Source organism: Streptomyces phaeoluteigriseus (assembly GCF_001896135.2).
GTDB lineage: Bacteria > Actinomycetota > Actinomycetes > Streptomycetales > Streptomycetaceae > Streptomyces > Streptomyces phaeoluteigriseus.
Window position 1 is genome coordinate 912460 of sequence record NZ_MPOH02000015.1, and the last position, 15963, is coordinate 928422.

Here is a 15963-nt window from a genome sequence, read left to right on the forward strand (position 1 = left end):
GTGCGCCCGGGTGGGCGACCCACTCCACTCCGCGGACTCCTGCCGGCTCTCGTCGCTGAGGGTGGCGGCCGCACGACCGGGGTGCCGGCCGAGACCCTGATCTCGAGGCGGGCTTCGGAGAGCGGGTGGTTCTGGCCCCGCACCAGCTCGGCCGTCATCCCCTGTGGTCCCCCTGCGTCGCGTGTCGTGTTGTCGTGTTCCGCTCGCCCGGCCCGGTCTACAGCGCGGGCAGGATCGCCGGCATCAGGTCCTGGAAGGTGCGGCCGTTGGCCGGGGCGCCGAGCGCGGTCATGTTCCAGCCGCTGCCCACCCGGTGCACCTTGGCCATGATCTGTGCCGTGTAGGCGCCGCCGCCCGCGAGCGTGTAGCGCGCCAGCTCCTGGCCGTTGGTCTCGTCGACCAGGCGGCAGAACGCGTTCTGCACCTCCTGGAAGGTCTGGCCGGTGAAGGAGTTCACCGTGAAGACGATCTGGTCGATGTGAACCGGGACGCGGGACAGGTCGACGAGGATCGCCTCGTCGTCGCCGCCCTGGCCGACGCCGCCGACCAGGTTGTCGCCGGTGTGACGGACGGAGCCGTCGTCGCTCACCAGGTGGCGGAAGAAGACGACGTCGACCGGCTGCTTGTCCGCGAAGAGGACGGCGGAGGCGTCGAGGTCGATCTCGCGGGTGCGGGAGCCGAACAGGCCGCGCCGGGGGGCAGCCTGCCAGCCGAGACCCATGCGCACCGCGGTCAGGCTGCCTCCGTCGGCCTTCTGCAGACTGATGGCCTGACCCTTGGTCATGTTGACGGTCACGCGCTGATTCCCCTCTCGGACTGTCCCCTGTTGCCGCGGTCCCCGCGGTTGTCGAAAACCCTACGCAACGGCACTGACAGTGCCGTACCCAGGACCGTACTTCGTTTCGTTCTTGCAACACAGGGCGTACGGCAGCCCGGTCCGCCCGGGCCGTCAGGCCATGCCCGCCTCCTTCATCTGGCGCAGTTCCTTCTTCATCTCGGAGACCTCGTCGCGCAGTCGGGCCGCGACCTCGAACTGGAGGTCCGCGGCGGCCGCCCGCATCCGCGCCGTCATCTCCTCGATCTGCTCGGCGAGTTGGGCCGCGGGACGGTCGGTCGGGACCGTCTCCTTGGCCTTGCCCTTGGCGGACCTGGCCGATGTCGCGCCCTTGGCCGCCTTGCCGAGGGAGGGCACCGGAGCCTTCGTGCCGCCGCCGTCCTTCTTCGCGCGGTAGCCGGAGCCCAGCAGCTGCTCGGTGTCGACCTCCTCGCGCGCGATCTGCGCGACGATGTCGTTGATCTTCTTGCGGAGCGGCTGGGGGTCGATGCCGTGCGCCGTGTTGTAGGCGATCTGCTTCTCGCGGCGGCGGTTGGTCTCCTCGATGGCCCGTTCCATGCCCGGGGTGATCTTGTCGGCGTACATGTGGACCTGGCCGGAGACATTGCGCGCGGCGCGGCCGATGGTCTGGATCAGCGAGGTACCGGAGCGCAGGAAGCCCTCCTTGTCGGCGTCGAGGATCGCCACCAGGGACACCTCGGGCAGGTCGAGTCCCTCCCGCAGGAGGTTGATGCCGACCAGTACGTCGAACTCACCGGCCCGCAGTTCGCGCAGCAGCTCGATACGGCGCAGGGTGTCGACGTCGCTGTGCAGATAGCGCACCTGGATGCCGAGTTCCAGGAAGTAGTCGGTGAGGTCCTCGGACATCTTCTTGGTGAGCGTCGTGACCAGGACGCGCTCGTCCTTCTCGACGCGCGTGCGGATCTCGTGCACCAGGTCGTCGATCTGGCCCTCGGTGGGCTTGACGACGATCTCGGGGTCGATGAGGCCGGTGGGGCGGATGATCTGCTCGACGACGCCGTCCCCGCGGGAGAGTTCGTACTTGCCGGGCGTCGCCGACAGGTAGACGGTCTGCCCGATGCGCTTCTGGAACTCCTCCCACTTCAGGGGGCGGTTGTCGAGGGCGGAGGGCAGCCGGAAGCCGTGGTCGACGAGGGTGCGCTTGCGCGAGGCGTCGCCCTCGTACATGGCGCCGATCTGCGGGACGGTGACATGGGACTCGTCGATGACGAGCAGGAAGTCGTCGGGGAAGTAGTCGATCAGGGTGTTCGGCGGGGAGCCGGGCAGGCGGCCGTCGAAGTGCATCGAGTAGTTCTCCACGCCCGAGCAGCTGCCGATCTGGCGGAGCATCTCGAGGTCGTACGTGGTGCGCATGCGCAGGCGCTGGGCCTCCAGGAGCTTGCCCTGCTTCTCGAGTTCGGTGAGGCGCTCGCCCAGTTCCTTCTCGATGTCGTTGACGGCGCGCTCCAGGCGCTCCGGGCCGGCCACGTAGTGGGTGGCGGGGAAGACGTACAGGTGTTCGTCGTCGCTGATGATCTCGCCGGTGAGCGGGTGGAGGGTGGACAGGGCCTCGATCTCGTCGCCGAACATCTCGATGCGGACGGCCAGTTCCTCGTAGACCGGGAAGATCTCGATGGTGTCGCCGCGGACCCGGAAGGTGCCGCGGGTGAAGGCCGTGTCGTTGCGCGTGTACTGGATGTCCACGAAGCGGCGCAGCAGCTGGTCGCGGTCGATCTCCTCGCCGACCTTGAGGGTGACCATCCGGTCCACGTACTCCTGCGGCGTACCCAGGCCGTAGATGCAGGAGACCGAGGCGACCACGATGACGTCGCGGCGGGTGAGCAGCGAGTTGGTCGCGGAGTGGCGCAGGCGCTCGACCTCCTCGTTGATCGAGGAGTCCTTCTCGATGTAGGTGTCCGACTGCGGGACGTACGCCTCGGGCTGGTAGTAGTCGTAGTACGAGACGAAGTACTCCACCGCGTTGTTCGGCAGGAGCTCGCGGAACTCGTTCGCCAGCTGGGCGGCCAGCGTCTTGTTCGGCGCCATCACGAGCGTGGGGCGCTGGAGCTTCTCGATCATCCACGCGGTCGTGGCGGACTTGCCGGTGCCGGTCGCGCCCAGGAGGACGACGTCCTTCTCACCGGCCTCGACGCGCTTGGCCAGCTCGGCGATGGCCGCCGGCTGGTCACCGCTGGGCTGGTAGGGGCTGACGACCTCGAAAGGCGCCACCGTGCGTTCGATGTGGGAAACGGGCCGCATGCCATCCACCGTACGACCCACCACTGACAATGCGGTCCGATCAGCGGTTCTGCGGGGTCCGGCTCTCGTGGTGGGTCACCTTGCGGCGGGTGCGGAGGCGGGCCAGGCCGGCGGGGTGCGGGGTGTGCGGGTGGGCCGGGACGCCGGGCTTGTGCTCGGCGGGGTTCCAGTCGGGCTTGCCCATGACCATGAGCGGGTCGAACATCACCACGACACCGGCGAGGCAGAGGAAGGCGAGCGGGCCGATCAGCATGGGCGCGAGCAGACCGGCGGGCGAGTCGCCCGCGGACGGCGTACCCGTGGCGTGCAGGTCGACGCTGAGGGCGGCCATGCCCGTGTAGTGCATGCCGGTGACGGCCAGCCCCATGACGAGGCTCGCGCCCACGCTCCACACGAAGCCCCTGACCTGCCCGGCGGCCCACAGGGCGGCGGTCGCGGCGGCCATCGCTATGGCCACGGAGACACCCACGGTGAGGGTGTTGTACTCGAACTTGCCGTCGAAGCGCATGCCGGCCATGCCCAGGTAGTGCATCGACGCGATCCCGAGGCCGGTGATGGTGCCTCCGGTGAACAGCGCGGTGCCGGTGGCGCCCCGGTAGCCGACGATGAAGATCCCGACGCCCACCATGAGGACGGCGACGCCGAGGCTGGCGTAGGTCATGGGCTTGTCGTAGTGGATCGGGGCACCCGCGACCGAGAAGCCCATCATGGCGACGAAGTGCATCGTCCAGATGCCGGAGCCGATCGCGGCCGCGCCCAGGGCGAGCCATCCGGGGCGCCAGGAGTGGGCGACGAGCAGCGCTCTGGTCGTGCAGCGCAGGCCGAGGGCACCGCCGAGGCAGGCCATGAGGTAGGCCACCAGCGGTGTGACGAGTCCGTAGCTGAATCCGTCGACCGTGCCGTGCATGCGCGGTGCCCTTCCGCCCTGTTGCTGGACTGCCTGGAACGCCCCCCACCCAGGACCGCGCGAGCGGTCAGGGTTGACGCAGAGCAGTATGACTGCCACCGGAATGGTCGAACGATTTTCCGGCAAAGAAACACGGCCTTGCCCCAATGTGCCGCACCCGTGAAGCGGTCCCGGCCGTCAAGGTTCATCCGGTCGTCCTCCCGCGAGCACCCGCTGTTGACCCTGCGCTGTCACAGTTGAGCCGTACGTGATCGGCCGACGTGAGGAGTACGTATGCACGCGCGCGCAGTTGCCGCGACGACCACCGCGCTGGTGGGCGTCGTCGCCCTCCTGCTCCCCGTCCATGACGCCCGCGCGGGCATCGTCGGGCAGTCCTCCGTGATCGCCCACCGGGGCGCTTCCTCCCAGGCTCCCGAGAACACCCTCGCGGCCGTCGACGCGGCGGCCGACCTGGGGGTTCGCTGGGTGGAGAACGACGTCCAGCGCACCAAGGACGGCACCCTCGTGGTGATCCACGACGACACCCTCAGCCGGACCACGGACGTCGAGGAGGTCTTTCCGGGGCGGGCCCCGTGGAAGGTGAAGGACTTCACCGCGGCCGAGGTGGCACTGCTCGACGCGGGCAGTTGGTTCGGTCCCGCGTACGCGGGCGCGCGCGTGCCGACGCTCGAGGAGTACGTCCGGCGTGTCGAGCATCACGACCAGAAACTGCTGCTGGAGCTGAAGAAGCCCGAGCTGTACCCGGGGATCGAACAGGAGACCCTCAAGGTGCTCGCCGACGAGGGATGGCTGGACGGGGTGCATCTCGGGGGCCGGCTGATCGTGCAGAGCTTCAGCGCCGACAGTCTGCGGGCCGTCCACGACCTGGAGCCGGCCGTGACGACCGGTCTGCTGGGCAGACCGGCGGTGCGCGACCTGCCCGCGTACGCGGCCTTCGCCGACCTGATCAATCCCTCTTACGTGTCCCTCTCCCCGGGATACGTCTCCGCCGTGCACGCGGTCGCGGGACCGCACGGCGTCCCGCTGAGGATCTTCGTCTGGACCGTCGACGACGCCTCCGTGGCCCGGACGATGGCCGGGTACGGAGTCGACGGCATCATCACCAACAAGCCGGACGTGGTGGCGCGGGCGCTGTACTGGGACTGATACCGCGGCCGGACCCGGGCGTTGTCGGTGGCGGGTCGTACCGTGGGCGCATGGACAGCCATGGGCAGTACGAGCAGCAGGTCGTGTGGACCGTCGTCGACACCGGCATCGGGCCGCTGCTGCTGGCCGCGACCCGCGAGGGCCTGGTCAACGTCGTGTTCCACGCCGACGAAGCCGTGCGCGTGAAGGCGCTCGGCCGTCTATCGGACCGGCTGGGCACGGAGCCCGTCGAGTCGCCCGGCTCCCCGCTGCTGTCCGAGGCGACAAGTCAGGTCCGCGCCTACTTCGCCGGTGAGCGGCACGACTTCGCGCTGCCCCTGGACTGGTCGCTGATCTCCGGCTTCAATCGTCAGGTCCTGCGCGAGCTGGCCTCCGGCGTCCCGTACGGCGCCGTCGTGGGCTACGGCGATCTCGCCAGGCGCGTGGGCCAGCCCGGTGCCGCGCAGGCGGTGGGGATGGCGATGGGCGCCAATCCGCTGCCGGTCGTCGTGCCCTGCCACAGGGTCGTGGAGAGCGACGGCGGGATCGGCGGCTTCGGCGGCGGCCTGGAGGCCAAGCGCAGACTGCTCGCCCTGGAGGGGGTCCTGCCCGAGCCGCTGTTCTGAGCGGCCGTCCGGGCGGGCGGTACGGCAGGGGAGAGACTGCGCCGGCGGCCAACCGTCACCCGCCTGGGCCTGACTCTGGCCCACCTGGTCCACGCCACGCACGCCACGCGCTCGTACGGCCGCGACGGCCCGGCCCGGTGTACGCCGTGACCGCCGTGACCGCCGTGACCGCCGTGACCGCCGTCGAGGGTGCCGCGGGCTCGGTGTCCCGAAGGGCGGGTGACGTCTGAGCGGGGCGGCGCGGGCGTACCGGTGGCCGCGTCAGTCGTAGTGCCGGATCTCGACGATGTTGCCGTCCGGGTCGCGGAAGTAGAGGCTGCGGGTGGCCTCGCCGCGGGCACCGAAGGAGCCGTGCGAGATGTCCGAGACAGGGACGGCGTGCTCGGTCAGGCGCGTGTGAAGCGCGTCGAAGGCGGACCGGGACAGGGCCAGACAGACGTGGTTCACGGGGTGTCCGGCGCTGTCGGCCGCCCCGGGAAGCATCGTCATGCCCTTCACCATGGTCAGCGGCATGAGGTCGAGGAGGGTCCCGTCGTCGATCCGGACGGAGGGGAATGGCTCCTCGCCCGCGGCGAACGCGTCGAGCCGGACGGGTGCCAGGCCGACGATGTTCTCGTAGAAGTCGGCAGCGGCGAGCGGGTCGCGCGCCCACAGGACGACGTGGTCCAGGCGAGGCAGGTTGTCGGTCATGCCCTCCAGGCTGGTGTCGTCCCGCACAGGCCGCAAGGGTTTGACCGGGCGCGCCGCCCGCCAGAGATGAGGGAAGACCGACGGACAGGAGGCGGGCACGTGGTGCTGGTGGTGTCGGAAGAGGTACGGGAGGCGGTCGACGCGCGCCGACCCGTGGTGGCGCTGGAGTCCACGATCATCGCCCACGGGCTGCCACGCCCGCGCAACCTCCAGGTGGCGCGGGAACTGGAGGCGGTGGTGCGCGAGGAGGGCGCCGTACCGGCGACGATCGCCGTGCTGGACGGGCGGCCCCATGTCGGCCTCGACAAGGAGCAGCTGGAGCGGATCGCCAACGAGGACGGGATCCGCAAGCTGGGCCACCGCGATCTGCCGCTCGCCGTCGCCTCGGGGGCGAGCGGGGCGACCACGGTGTCGGCGACCGCGCTGCTGGCCGCGCTGGCCGGGGTGCGCGTGTTCGCGACGGGCGGGCTCGGCGGGGTGCACCGGGAATGGACGGTCACCCAGGACGAGTCGGCCGATCTGGGCCTGCTGGCGCGTACCCGGATCACGGTGGTGTGCGCGGGGGTGAAATCGATCCTGGACGTACCGGCGACGCTTCAGCGGCTGGAGACACTGGGGGTCGCCGTCGCCGGGTACGGCACGGACCGCTTCCCCGGCTTCTACCTGTCCGACTCGGGGCATCCGGTGGACTGGACGCTGGAGAGTCCCGGTCAGGTGGCGGACGTGATGCGGGCACAGGACGCGCTGCTGGTACCGCAGTCGGCTCTGATCGTCGCGAATCCGGTGCCGCAGGAGCAGCAGTTGGATCCCGCGCTGCACGCGCGCGTGCTCGCGGACGCGCTGGAGGTCTGCGCGGCGGAGGAAGTCACCGGTCAGGCCGTCACTCCGTTCCTGCTCGACTACCTGGTCCGCCACACCGACGGCGCGTCCCTGAGCGCCAACCTGGCGGCTGTGCGCGGCAACGTACGGCTGGCGGGGCGGATCGCCTCGGCGTGGGCCGGGGCGTGACCGGCAGTCCGGACGGGCCGGATCACGACGGCGACGGTAAGGGTGCGGACGCCGCTCGCGAACGGCGAGGGGGCGGGGCGCTGCTGGTCGTGGGGGACGTCGTCACGGACGTCGTCACGCGTCACCGGGGCCCGTTGGCCTCGGGGACGGACACGGCCGCGGTGATCCGGACGCTGCCGGGCGGCGCGGGCGCCAACGTGGCGTGCTGGGCGGCCCACCGGGGGTGTGCGGACGTACGGCTGCTCGGCCGGGTGGGCGTGGAGGCGGCGGCCTGGCACGAACGGGAGCTGGTCACCAGCGGGGTACGGCCCCTGCTCGTCGTCGATCCCGAGGCGCCGACCGGCACGGTGATCTGCCTGGTCGACACGGGGGCCGCGGCCGAGCGGACATTCCTCACCGACAGCGGCGCCTCCCTGCGGCTCGACCCCGACGACTGGTCGGACCTGCTGCTCGACGGGGTCGCCCGGCTGCATCTGTCGGGCTATCTGCTGTTCTCCTCGTCGGGGCGTGCGCTGGTGCGGACGGCGTTGGCCTCGGCACGCGCGCGTGGGGTGCCGGTGAGCCTGGATCCGGCGTCGGCGGGGTTCCTGGGGGAACTGGGCGCCGACCGGTTCCTCGCTCTGGTGCGGGGTGTGGACGTGCTGCTGCCCAGCCGGGACGAGGCGTGTCTGCTGACCGGGACCGCCGACGGGGCGGACGCGGCCGCCGAACTCAGCCGGCGCGTGCCGCTGGTGGTGGCGAAACAGGGTGCGGACGGAGCCGTGGTGGCCCGGGACGGCGCCGTCGTCGCCCGCGTCCCCGCTGTCCCGGCGACACCTCGGGACACCACGGGTGCGGGCGACGCCTTCACGGGCGCGTTCCTCGCCGCCCTGCTCACGGGCGCCGAGCCCGCGAAGGCCGCGGTCGAGGGGTGCGCGGCGGGCGCGCTGGCGGTGGAGCGGGTGGGCGGCAGACCGCCGACGCCCACGCGACCGGTGGAGACGAGCCGCGCTCGGTGACGGCACGGCGCCGTCGGTCGTACGCCCCTCGATGACGGCACGGCGCCGTCGGGTGTACGCCCCTCGATGACGGCACGGCGCCGTCGGGTGTACGACAAGTCGGTCGTACTATCGCTTTCTCCCCCACGCCGAGATCATCGGTGCCGTCGCGAGGTCCATGCCGCCGGAGGCGACGTTGGCGAGGTGGAGGTCGATTTCCTCGTCGGTCGCGAGGCCGGCGGCCACGAGGCCGGCGCGGATCTGGCGGACGGTCGCGGATTCCAGGGCTGCGCAGGCGGGCGAGGTGAGGGGGAAGTGTGCGTCGGCCTCGACGCCGTGCAGTCCTGCCTCGCGGAGCAGGCGCGGGAGCTTGCGGCCGTAGGAGAGGTCCGCGCCGCGGTCCTGTAGGAGTTTGCGGAAGCCGTGGCGGAGCCGGTTCGCCAACTGCTGCTCGGGGCCGTGCTCGTCGGGGCAGAGCAGCGGCTGGAGGGCCGGGTCCCCGTCCTCCAACAGGAGCCGTCCCCCCGGCCGCAGGGCCTTGACCATGGAGCGCAGCGCCCGTTCCCGCTCCGGCACATGGACGAGGACGAGCCGGGCGTGGACCAGGTCGAAGCCCTCCGCAGGCGGCTCCTCGGCGCCGACGTCATGCACCCGTACCTCGACCGGCGGGCGGGCGGCCCCGGTCAGTCGCGCGGTGTCGATGTCGGTGGCGAAGACCTTGCCGGTGGGGCCGACCTTCTTCGCCAGCCAGGACACCACCGACGTGCCGCCCGCGCCGACCTCCCAGCACCGCCAGCCAGGGCCCACGCCCAGGCCTTCGAGGTGCCGGAACGTCGTCGGGTCGAAGAGAGTGGCGAAGGCGTCGAAGCGCTCGTCCACCTCGGTCCGCTGGTTGTCGATAAGGTACCGATCGGTTCGCGTCATACGGCGAATCATCCCAGTTGTCCTGGTCTGCCGACGCAGGTGACGCGACCGTGATGCGGTGGCCGAAGGCGGTCCTGGCAGGGTGGGGAAGCCATGGAAGTCCGGCCCGGAGGCAGCCCCCTCAGGCCCGGACCAGGCCCGGACCAGGCCCGGAGGCAGGTTTTCCACAGGCGGGAACAAAGCGGAACACCCCCTTTCCACAGGCCTACCCAGGGTTCTGCGGGAGCCTGGCAGACTGACATGCCAGGGCGTGAGAGCACGCACGGGGGATCCAGCAGGAGGAGGTCCGGATGACCATGGCGGGGAATCTGCGGAAGGTCACTGGCCTGGGCGGGGTCGGCGGCCTGCGCAAGGTGGCGCGCCTGGCCCGCCGGCGGGCGCGGGTCGATCTGAGCCACCCCGCGCGTTCTCCGCTGGGCTCCTCGGTGGTGAACTGCGTGACGTACCGCGAGGGAGCCCGCGCGCCGGTCGGCAGCGACCTCGTCGACACCGTGGAGCTGGTGCGCAAGAGTGGGCACGGTTTCGTCTGGCTCGGTCTCCATGAGCCGACGAACGCGGAGTTCGCGGGCATCGCCGACCTCTTCGACCTGCATCCGCTGGCCGTCGAGGACGCGGTCGAGGCCCACCAGCGCCCGAAGGTGGAGCGGTACGGCGAGACGCTGTTCGCCGTGTTCAAAACGGTCTGCTACGTCGAGCACGAGCAGCTCACTTCGACGAGCGAAGTGGTCGACACCGGCGAGATCATGGTGTTCGTCGGCCAGGACTTCGTCATCACCGTGCGCCACGGACGGCACGGCTCGCTGGGCCCGCTGCGCGAGGAGCTGGAGTCCGATCCCGGCCAGCTCGCCAAGGGGCCTTCGGCGGTGCTGCACGCGGTCGCGGACCACGTGGTCGACGAATACCTCAACGTCATCGACTCCGTCCACGCAGACATCGACCAGGTCGAGACGGACGTCTTCGCGGAGAACGGCGCGCGGGCCGACCCCGGGCGCATCTACCAGCTCAAGCGGGAACTCCTGGAGCTGAAGCGGGCGGTGGTGCCGCTGAGCCGACCCCTCCAGGATCTCGCGGCCCGGCCGATGCGGGTGGTGGACCCCGAGATACAGGCCTACTTCCGGGACGTCTCCGACCATCTGCTGCGCGCCACGGAACAGATCGCCGCCTTCGACGAACTGCTCAACTCGATCCTCCAGGCGCACCTGGCCCAGGTCACCGTCGCGCAGAACGAGGACATGCGGAAGATCACGGCGTGGGCCGCGATCATCGCCGTGCCGACGATGATCTGCGGGGTCTACGGCATGAACTTCGACCACATGCCGGAGCTGCACTGGAAGTACGGCTACGGCATGGCGATCGGGCTGATAACCGTCGCCTGCGTGTCCCTGTACCGCGGCTTCCGGCGCAACGGCTGGCTCTGAGGAGGCTGCTGTCGGCGACCGGCGTCAGGAGCGGGCGGTACCGGTCCTGGCGTAGACGCTCTCGGCCCACGAGGCCATCTGATCGTCGGTCAGGTGCTGGGCGAGGTCGGCCTCGCTGATCATGCCCACCAGGCGCTTGTTCTCGATCACCGGCAGCCGCTTGATCTGGTGGCCCTGCATCTCCTGGAGCACCTCGCTGACATCGGCGTCGGCGTCGACCCAGCGCGGGGTTCCCTTGGCCATCTGACCGGCGGTGACCTTGGCGGGGTCGTGGCCCATGGCCACACAGCCCACGACGATGTCGCGGTCGGTGAGGATGCCGCAGAGCCGTTCGTTCTCGTCGCTGATGGGCAGGGCTCCGACGTTGAGCTCACGCATCAACTGGGCGGCGCGGTCGAGGGTCTCGTGGGCGGGTATCCACTGGGCGCCCCGGTGCATGATCTGTCCGGCGGTGGTCATGGTGTACCTCCTGGTGCGGGACGGCCGGCGCGACGCGGTGTACGCCACCGTCCCGGCGCCCTGCGCTCTCGTGTCCCGACGTCCCATTCTCGCCGGGCCGGTCGCCGACCGCACGTCCGACGGCAGACGGCAGACGGCAGACGGCAGACGGCAGACAGCACTCGGCACTCGGCACTCGGCACTCGGCACTCGGCACTCGGCACTCGGCACTCGGCACTCGGCACTCGGCAGGGTCCGGGGGGCAGGGCACAGGGCGCAAGGCTCAGGCCGAGAACCCGACGACCCTCCGCGGCACGACGCGGATGATCAGGCGTACCTCGTCGTCCTTCTCGGCCGGCGGGTCGATGCCGAGGTACTTGTGGGACAGCTCGTGCGGGAGGCGCTTGTCGTCGTCGGGGAGGATCTCGGCGGTGCCACGGATCTCGACGGAGGTGTAGGGGTTGGCGAGGTCGAAGACCGAGAGGCTGATGCGGGGGTCACGGCGGAGGTTGCGCACCTTCTGCCGTCCGTCGGTGGAGGAGAACAGGACGGTGTCGCCCTCGCGTTTGATCCAGACCACCGAGTTCTGCGGAGCCCCGTCGGGGCCGAGAGTGGCCACGGAGGCGAAGTTCTTGCCATCGAGGAGGGTGCGGACCGAGGCGTCGAGAGAGAGGGGAGCACTGGAAGAGATCGTCATGACAGCACTCTAGTTGCATGCATGTGCATTGAATAGCGGTTTGCGGCACCAACGGTCCACGGGACAGCCGCGATCACCCGTTCCACGCCGGACGCCGGGGATCGTCCGCGCGGACCAGGATGTCGGCCGCGACCGCCGGATCGGTCTCACGGTCGTACCGCTCGAAGGCGGGCAGCGTCCACCGGTCGGCCTCGGGGGTACGGCGGCGCAAGGCGGGCGGTGAGAGGAGGACGTGAACGGTCAGGTCGAAGGGGAACCAGTGGCGGAGCAGAAGAGGGCCGTGCAGCAACAGGAAGCCGCCCGGCGGGAGTTGGACGTAGGAGCTGCGGGTGGCTCGATCGGTGGCCGGGTCCCACAGGTCGGGCAGGATCCGTCCGTCGGCACCGGGTTCGAGTGGGCCGAACACCTCACGCCACAGGGCACCGGTGTCGAACCAGCCGTCGTAGTAGGCCTCGACGTCATGGCGGCCGTACTCCAGGCGGACGGAGGCCGGGCGCAGGAAGCCCTGGGTGTCGACGACGCGGGAGGGGCGGCCGCGTATCCGCAGCGCCTCGGCGACGCGTTCGGCGAGGTCTCCCGGGCTGGCCGCCGGGGCGCCGTCGAAGGCGATGCGAGGCCATGGGCTGCCGTCCTCCGGCTTCAGGTCGAGCAGGCGGTCGGCGAGAAGGTCGCCGAGCCGTTCCCAGGTGATCGCTTCGAGTCGCACACGGCCCATGATGCGACAGGTGCCGCTCCGGACGCGTCGCGCCCGTGGGCACCGCGGGCAGTGCCTGCACGGCGAGCGGCGAGCGGCGAGCAGCGCGGCAAGGGGCGAGCAGGCCCGGCGAGCGGCGAGCAGGTGCTGGATGCCGGGCGAGGCCCGCCGTGTGCGCCGGCCCGAGCCGGAGGTGCGCCCGCGTTGTCGTACGCCGACCGGGGAGGGGGAATGCAGCCGGTATGCAGGTCGTGCCAACTCCGCCGGCCCGTATCGGGCTCGTCGTGATCCAGCCGTCCCGGCGACGCCACTGCGCCGGGTGCCGGCGAGGGCCGCTGTCGATGCTCGTCGTCGAGGGCCGGGTGCCGTACTGCCTCGACTGCGCGGACCTGGGGCATCTGGTGTTCCTGCCGCGCGGTGACACGGCGCTCACGCGCAGGGCGCGGGAGGAGAGCACGCTCTCCGTGGTCGTCGTCCGGTTCAACCGCCGCAAAGGGCGTTACGAGCGGCAGGGCGTCCTCGTCGAGGAGGCGGGGCTGGCGCGGGCGGAGGCGCGCTGCCTGGCGGACGCCGAGGCGCGGCGACGGCGTCGGGTCCGGGATGCCCGGCGCCGGGCGGTACAGGACGCGCGGTTCGCGGAGGCGTTCGCGACGGAGATCCTGCGCCTGTTTCCCGGCTGCCCGCGGGACCGGGCCGACGGAATCGCCGCTCACGCGTCGGCGCGGGGCAGCGGCCGGGTGGGGCGCGGCGCCGCCGGGCGGGCGTTGTCCGAGGGGGCGGTCGTCTCGGCGGTCGTGGCGTCCGTACGGCATCTGGACACCTCGTACGACGCGTTGCTGATGGGCGGAGTGCCGCGGCGGGAGGCGCGGCGGCGGATCGCGGTGGGCGTGGAGACGGTCCGGCGGCTTCTTCCACGACGGCACCTACTCCAGCTTCCGCGACCGGTCCCACGGGCGGCGGCTGGACGTTCGCGTATGCGCCCGAGGCTCTCGACGATGGTGGCCGTCCGCGCAGGCGACTTGACTTGGTGGGGACGGACGGACAGAGGGCGAGGCGGGCGGGTGCCCGGCCGCGTAGGGGAGGACGACGTGATCGAGGGACCGTATTTCGTGCTGGCGGTGCTCGGTGTGCTCGGGACCGGGCTGGTGGCGGGGGTCTTCTGCGGGTTCTCGACCTTCGTGATGAGAGGACTGGCCTCGCTGCCGCCCGCGCAGGGCGTCGCCGCGATGAAGGCGATCAACGTGACGGCGGTGACGCCGGCGTTCATGTTCCTGTTCGTCGGTTCGGCGGTGCTGTGTGCGGTGATCGCGGTGGTGACGCTCGTGCTGTGGCCGGACGAGGGTGCGGTGGAACTGCTGCTGGGCAGCGCGCTGTATCTGTTCGGTTCCTTCGGGGTGACCATGTTCGCGAACGTGCCCCGCAACAACGCGCTGCTCAAGCCCGCCCCGGGCACCGCGGAGGAAACCGCCTACTGGCCGGACTACGTGCGGGAGTGGACGGCCTGGAACCACGTCCGCACGGTGGCCTCGACCGCCGCCGCGCTCGCCTACGTGCTGGCGCTGACGTGACGGCCGGGCACGTGCGCGGCAAGCGCTGTACGGCGCTCTGCGCAGGGCGCGGAGGGGACGTATCGTGGCGGGAAGAGTGCCGCCCGATGAAGCACGGCCCCGTCGCAAGCGCACGCAAGGAAGACGGCCATGGCCGATCCCAAGGGTTTCATGACCACGCCCCGCCAGGAGTGGCCGCGTCGGCCGGCCGGGGAGCGGGTCCGCGACTGGACGAGGTGTACGTCCCCGGCGCGCTGCTCCCCATCATCAGCGAACAGGCCGACCGCTGTATGGACTGCGGGGTCCCGTTCTGCCATGACGCCTGCCCGCTCGGCAACCTGATCCCCGAGTGGAACGACCTGGTCTCCCGTGCGGACTGGCGGGCGGCGAGCGACCGGCTGCACGCGACGAACAACTTCCCCGACTTCACCGGGCGGTTGTGTCCGGCGCCGTGCGAGGCGGGGTGCGTGCTGGCCATCAACCAGCCCGCCGTCACCATCAAGAACGTCGAGGTGGCCATCGCCGACCGGGCCTGGGCGGACGGGCTCACCCCGCCCCGGCCGCCGGACCGGCTGTCCGGGCGGACGGTGGCGGTGATCGGCTCCGGACCCACCGGGCTGGCCGCCGCCCAGCAGCTGACGCGGGCCGGGCACACGGTCGCCGTCTACGAGAAGGACGACCGGATCGGCGGGCTGATGCGGTACGGCATCCCCGAGTTCAAGATGGAGAAGCGGCATCTGGAGCGCCGGATCGAACAGATGCGGGCGGAGGGCACGAAGTTCCGTACGTCGACCACCGTCGGGCGGGACGTGATGGCCGACGATCTACGGACGCGCTACGACGCCGTCGTGATCGCCACCGGAGCGACCGAGTGGCGGGAACTGCACGTCCCAGGACGGGAGTTGACCGGCATCCAGCAGGCGATGGAGTATCTTCCGCTGGCCAACCGGGTGTGTGAAGGCGACCTGGCGCGGTCCCCGATGTCCGCCGCCGGCAAGCACGTCGTCATCGTCGGCGGCGGCGACACGGGCGCCGACTGTCTGGGCACGGCGATCCGCGAGGGCGCCGCGTCCGTCACCCAGCTGGACATCTACGCCCAGCCGGGCGCGGAGCGCGACGAGGACACCGATCCCTGGCCGACGTACCCGAAGATCTACCGGCTGTCCGCAGCGCACGAGGAGGCGCGCGACCTGGGCATCGCGCCGGCCGCCGACGCGGACGCGCGCCTGTTCGCGGCGTCCACGCTCCGCTTCACCGGTGACGAGACCGGGCACGTCCGGGCGCTGCACCTCGTCGAGGTCGACGAGAGACGGCGGCCGGTGGACGGCACCGCACGTGCGCTCCCGGCCGACCTCGTGCTGCTCGCCCTCGGCTTCTCCGGGCCCGACCGGGACGACGGGCTCATCGGACAGCTGGGGGTGGCGCTGGAGCCGCGTGGCACGATCGCACGGGACGCGGACTTCGCGACGAACGTTCCCGGCGTGTACGCCGCCGGGGACGCCGCGCGTGGTCAGTCACTGATCGTGTGGGCGATCGCGGAGGGTCGGGCGGTCGCCGCGGCCGTCGACCGCCATCTGACGGGAAGCTCACGGCTGCCGGCGCCGATCGGACCGTACGACCGTCCGATGAGCGTGTAGGAGAAGGCGTAGCCGATCAGCGTGGAGCAGACGCGTAGCCGATGACCGTGTGGCAGGCACGTAGTCGATGACCGTGTCGCAAGTCGCCGGCCCGGTCGCTCCAGTGCCGCCCAGATGGCTCCCGCCGCCCCCTCAGCGCGGCCTCGTCCCGCGCCCGCCACCCCTCCAGCGCCCCCACATC

Annotated in this window: 14 protein-coding genes and 2 pseudogenes; 8 read left to right on the forward strand and 8 right to left on the reverse strand. The window is 71.1% G+C overall.

Annotation, left to right across the window (positions count from 1 at the left end):
* Positions 1–217: 217 nt before the first annotated feature.
* The 3 genes from BM536_RS22055 to BM536_RS22065 form a co-directional block, all read right to left on the reverse strand.
* Positions 218–796 (reverse strand): TerD family protein, encoded by a 579-nt coding sequence (locus BM536_RS22055; protein WP_073500020.1) that lies wholly within the window; start codon positions 794–796, stop codon positions 218–220.
* Between the two features lie 153 nt (positions 797–949).
* Positions 950–3094 (reverse strand): excinuclease ABC subunit UvrB, encoded by a 2145-nt coding sequence (uvrB, locus tag BM536_RS22060; protein ID WP_073500017.1) that lies wholly within the window; start codon positions 3092–3094, stop codon positions 950–952.
* Between the two features lie 40 nt (positions 3095–3134).
* Complete coding sequence (locus BM536_RS22065) at positions 3135–4001, reverse strand: MHYT domain-containing protein (RefSeq protein ID WP_094103368.1); 867 nt, start codon at positions 3999–4001, stop codon at positions 3135–3137.
* Between the two features lie 273 nt (positions 4002–4274).
* On the opposite strand from BM536_RS22065, the gene BM536_RS22070 reads away from it, so the two are divergent.
* The gene (locus tag BM536_RS22070) at positions 4275–5147 is read left to right on the forward strand and encodes a glycerophosphodiester phosphodiesterase (RefSeq protein ID WP_094103369.1); all 873 of its coding nucleotides are present in this window, start codon (positions 4275–4277) and stop codon (positions 5145–5147) included.
* Positions 5148–5197: 50 nt separating this feature from the next.
* A complete protein-coding gene (locus tag BM536_RS22075; RefSeq protein ID WP_073498903.1) occupies positions 5198–5752 on the forward strand; it encodes a methylated-DNA--[protein]-cysteine S-methyltransferase in 555 nt (184 codons plus the stop codon).
* Between the two features lie 261 nt (positions 5753–6013).
* On the opposite strand, the gene BM536_RS22080 is transcribed toward BM536_RS22075, so the two are convergent.
* The gene (locus BM536_RS22080) at positions 6014–6442 is read right to left on the reverse strand and encodes a VOC family protein (RefSeq protein WP_073498908.1); all 429 of its coding nucleotides are present in this window, start codon (positions 6440–6442) and stop codon (positions 6014–6016) included.
* 99 nt (positions 6443–6541) lie between these two features.
* On the opposite strand from BM536_RS22080, the gene BM536_RS22085 reads away from it, so the two are divergent.
* Together BM536_RS22085 and BM536_RS22090 are read left to right on the forward strand one after the other, a co-directional pair.
* Positions 6542–7450 carry a pseudouridine-5'-phosphate glycosidase gene (locus tag BM536_RS22085; protein WP_094103371.1) on the forward strand — a complete coding sequence of 303 codons (909 nt, stop codon included), beginning with the start codon at positions 6542–6544 and terminating at the stop codon, positions 7448–7450.
* Positions 7451–7530: 80 nt separating this feature from the next.
* Positions 7531–8448 (forward strand): carbohydrate kinase family protein, encoded by a 918-nt coding sequence (locus BM536_RS22090; RefSeq protein WP_245873738.1) that lies wholly within the window; start codon positions 7531–7533, stop codon positions 8446–8448.
* A gap of 108 nt (positions 8449–8556) precedes the next feature.
* On the opposite strand, the gene BM536_RS22095 is transcribed toward BM536_RS22090, so the two are convergent.
* Positions 8557–9351, reverse strand: a complete 795-nt coding sequence (locus tag BM536_RS22095; RefSeq protein WP_073498901.1) for a methyltransferase — start codon at positions 9349–9351, stop codon at positions 8557–8559.
* Between the two features lie 290 nt (positions 9352–9641).
* Here BM536_RS22095 and BM536_RS22100 point away from each other — a divergent pair, with 290 nt between their 5' ends.
* The gene (locus BM536_RS22100) at positions 9642–10769 is read left to right on the forward strand and encodes a magnesium and cobalt transport protein CorA (RefSeq protein ID WP_073498899.1); all 1128 of its coding nucleotides are present in this window, start codon (positions 9642–9644) and stop codon (positions 10767–10769) included.
* A gap of 24 nt (positions 10770–10793) precedes the next feature.
* Here BM536_RS22100 and BM536_RS22105 read toward each other — a convergent pair whose 3' ends face one another.
* The 3 genes from BM536_RS22105 to BM536_RS22115 all read right to left on the reverse strand — a co-directional run bounded on the left by BM536_RS22105 (position 10794) and on the right by BM536_RS22115 (position 12619).
* The gene (locus BM536_RS22105) at positions 10794–11228 is read right to left on the reverse strand and encodes a CBS domain-containing protein (protein ID WP_073498897.1); all 435 of its coding nucleotides are present in this window, start codon (positions 11226–11228) and stop codon (positions 10794–10796) included.
* Positions 11229–11490: 262 nt separating this feature from the next.
* Entirely contained in the window at positions 11491–11904 is a 414-nt protein-coding gene (locus tag BM536_RS22110; RefSeq protein ID WP_073498895.1) for a PPOX class F420-dependent oxidoreductase, read from the reverse strand.
* Between the two features lie 73 nt (positions 11905–11977).
* The gene (locus BM536_RS22115) at positions 11978–12619 is read right to left on the reverse strand and encodes a nucleoside/nucleotide kinase family protein (RefSeq protein WP_073498893.1); all 642 of its coding nucleotides are present in this window, start codon (positions 12617–12619) and stop codon (positions 11978–11980) included.
* 221 nt (positions 12620–12840) lie between these two features.
* On the opposite strand from BM536_RS22115, the pseudogene BM536_RS22120 reads away from it, so the two are divergent.
* From BM536_RS22120 to BM536_RS22130, 3 genes and pseudogenes are all read left to right on the forward strand, one after another.
* Positions 12841–13497, forward strand: a pseudogene (locus BM536_RS22120) (DUF2293 domain-containing protein); the annotation flags it as partial.
* 189 nt (positions 13498–13686) lie between these two features.
* On the forward strand, positions 13687–14166 hold the full coding sequence (locus BM536_RS22125) for an anthrone oxygenase family protein (protein WP_073500145.1): 480 nt from the start codon (positions 13687–13689) through the stop codon (positions 14164–14166).
* Between the two features lie 129 nt (positions 14167–14295).
* Positions 14296–15782: pseudogene (locus tag BM536_RS22130) on the forward strand (glutamate synthase subunit beta).
* Positions 15783–15963 lie beyond the last annotated feature (181 nt).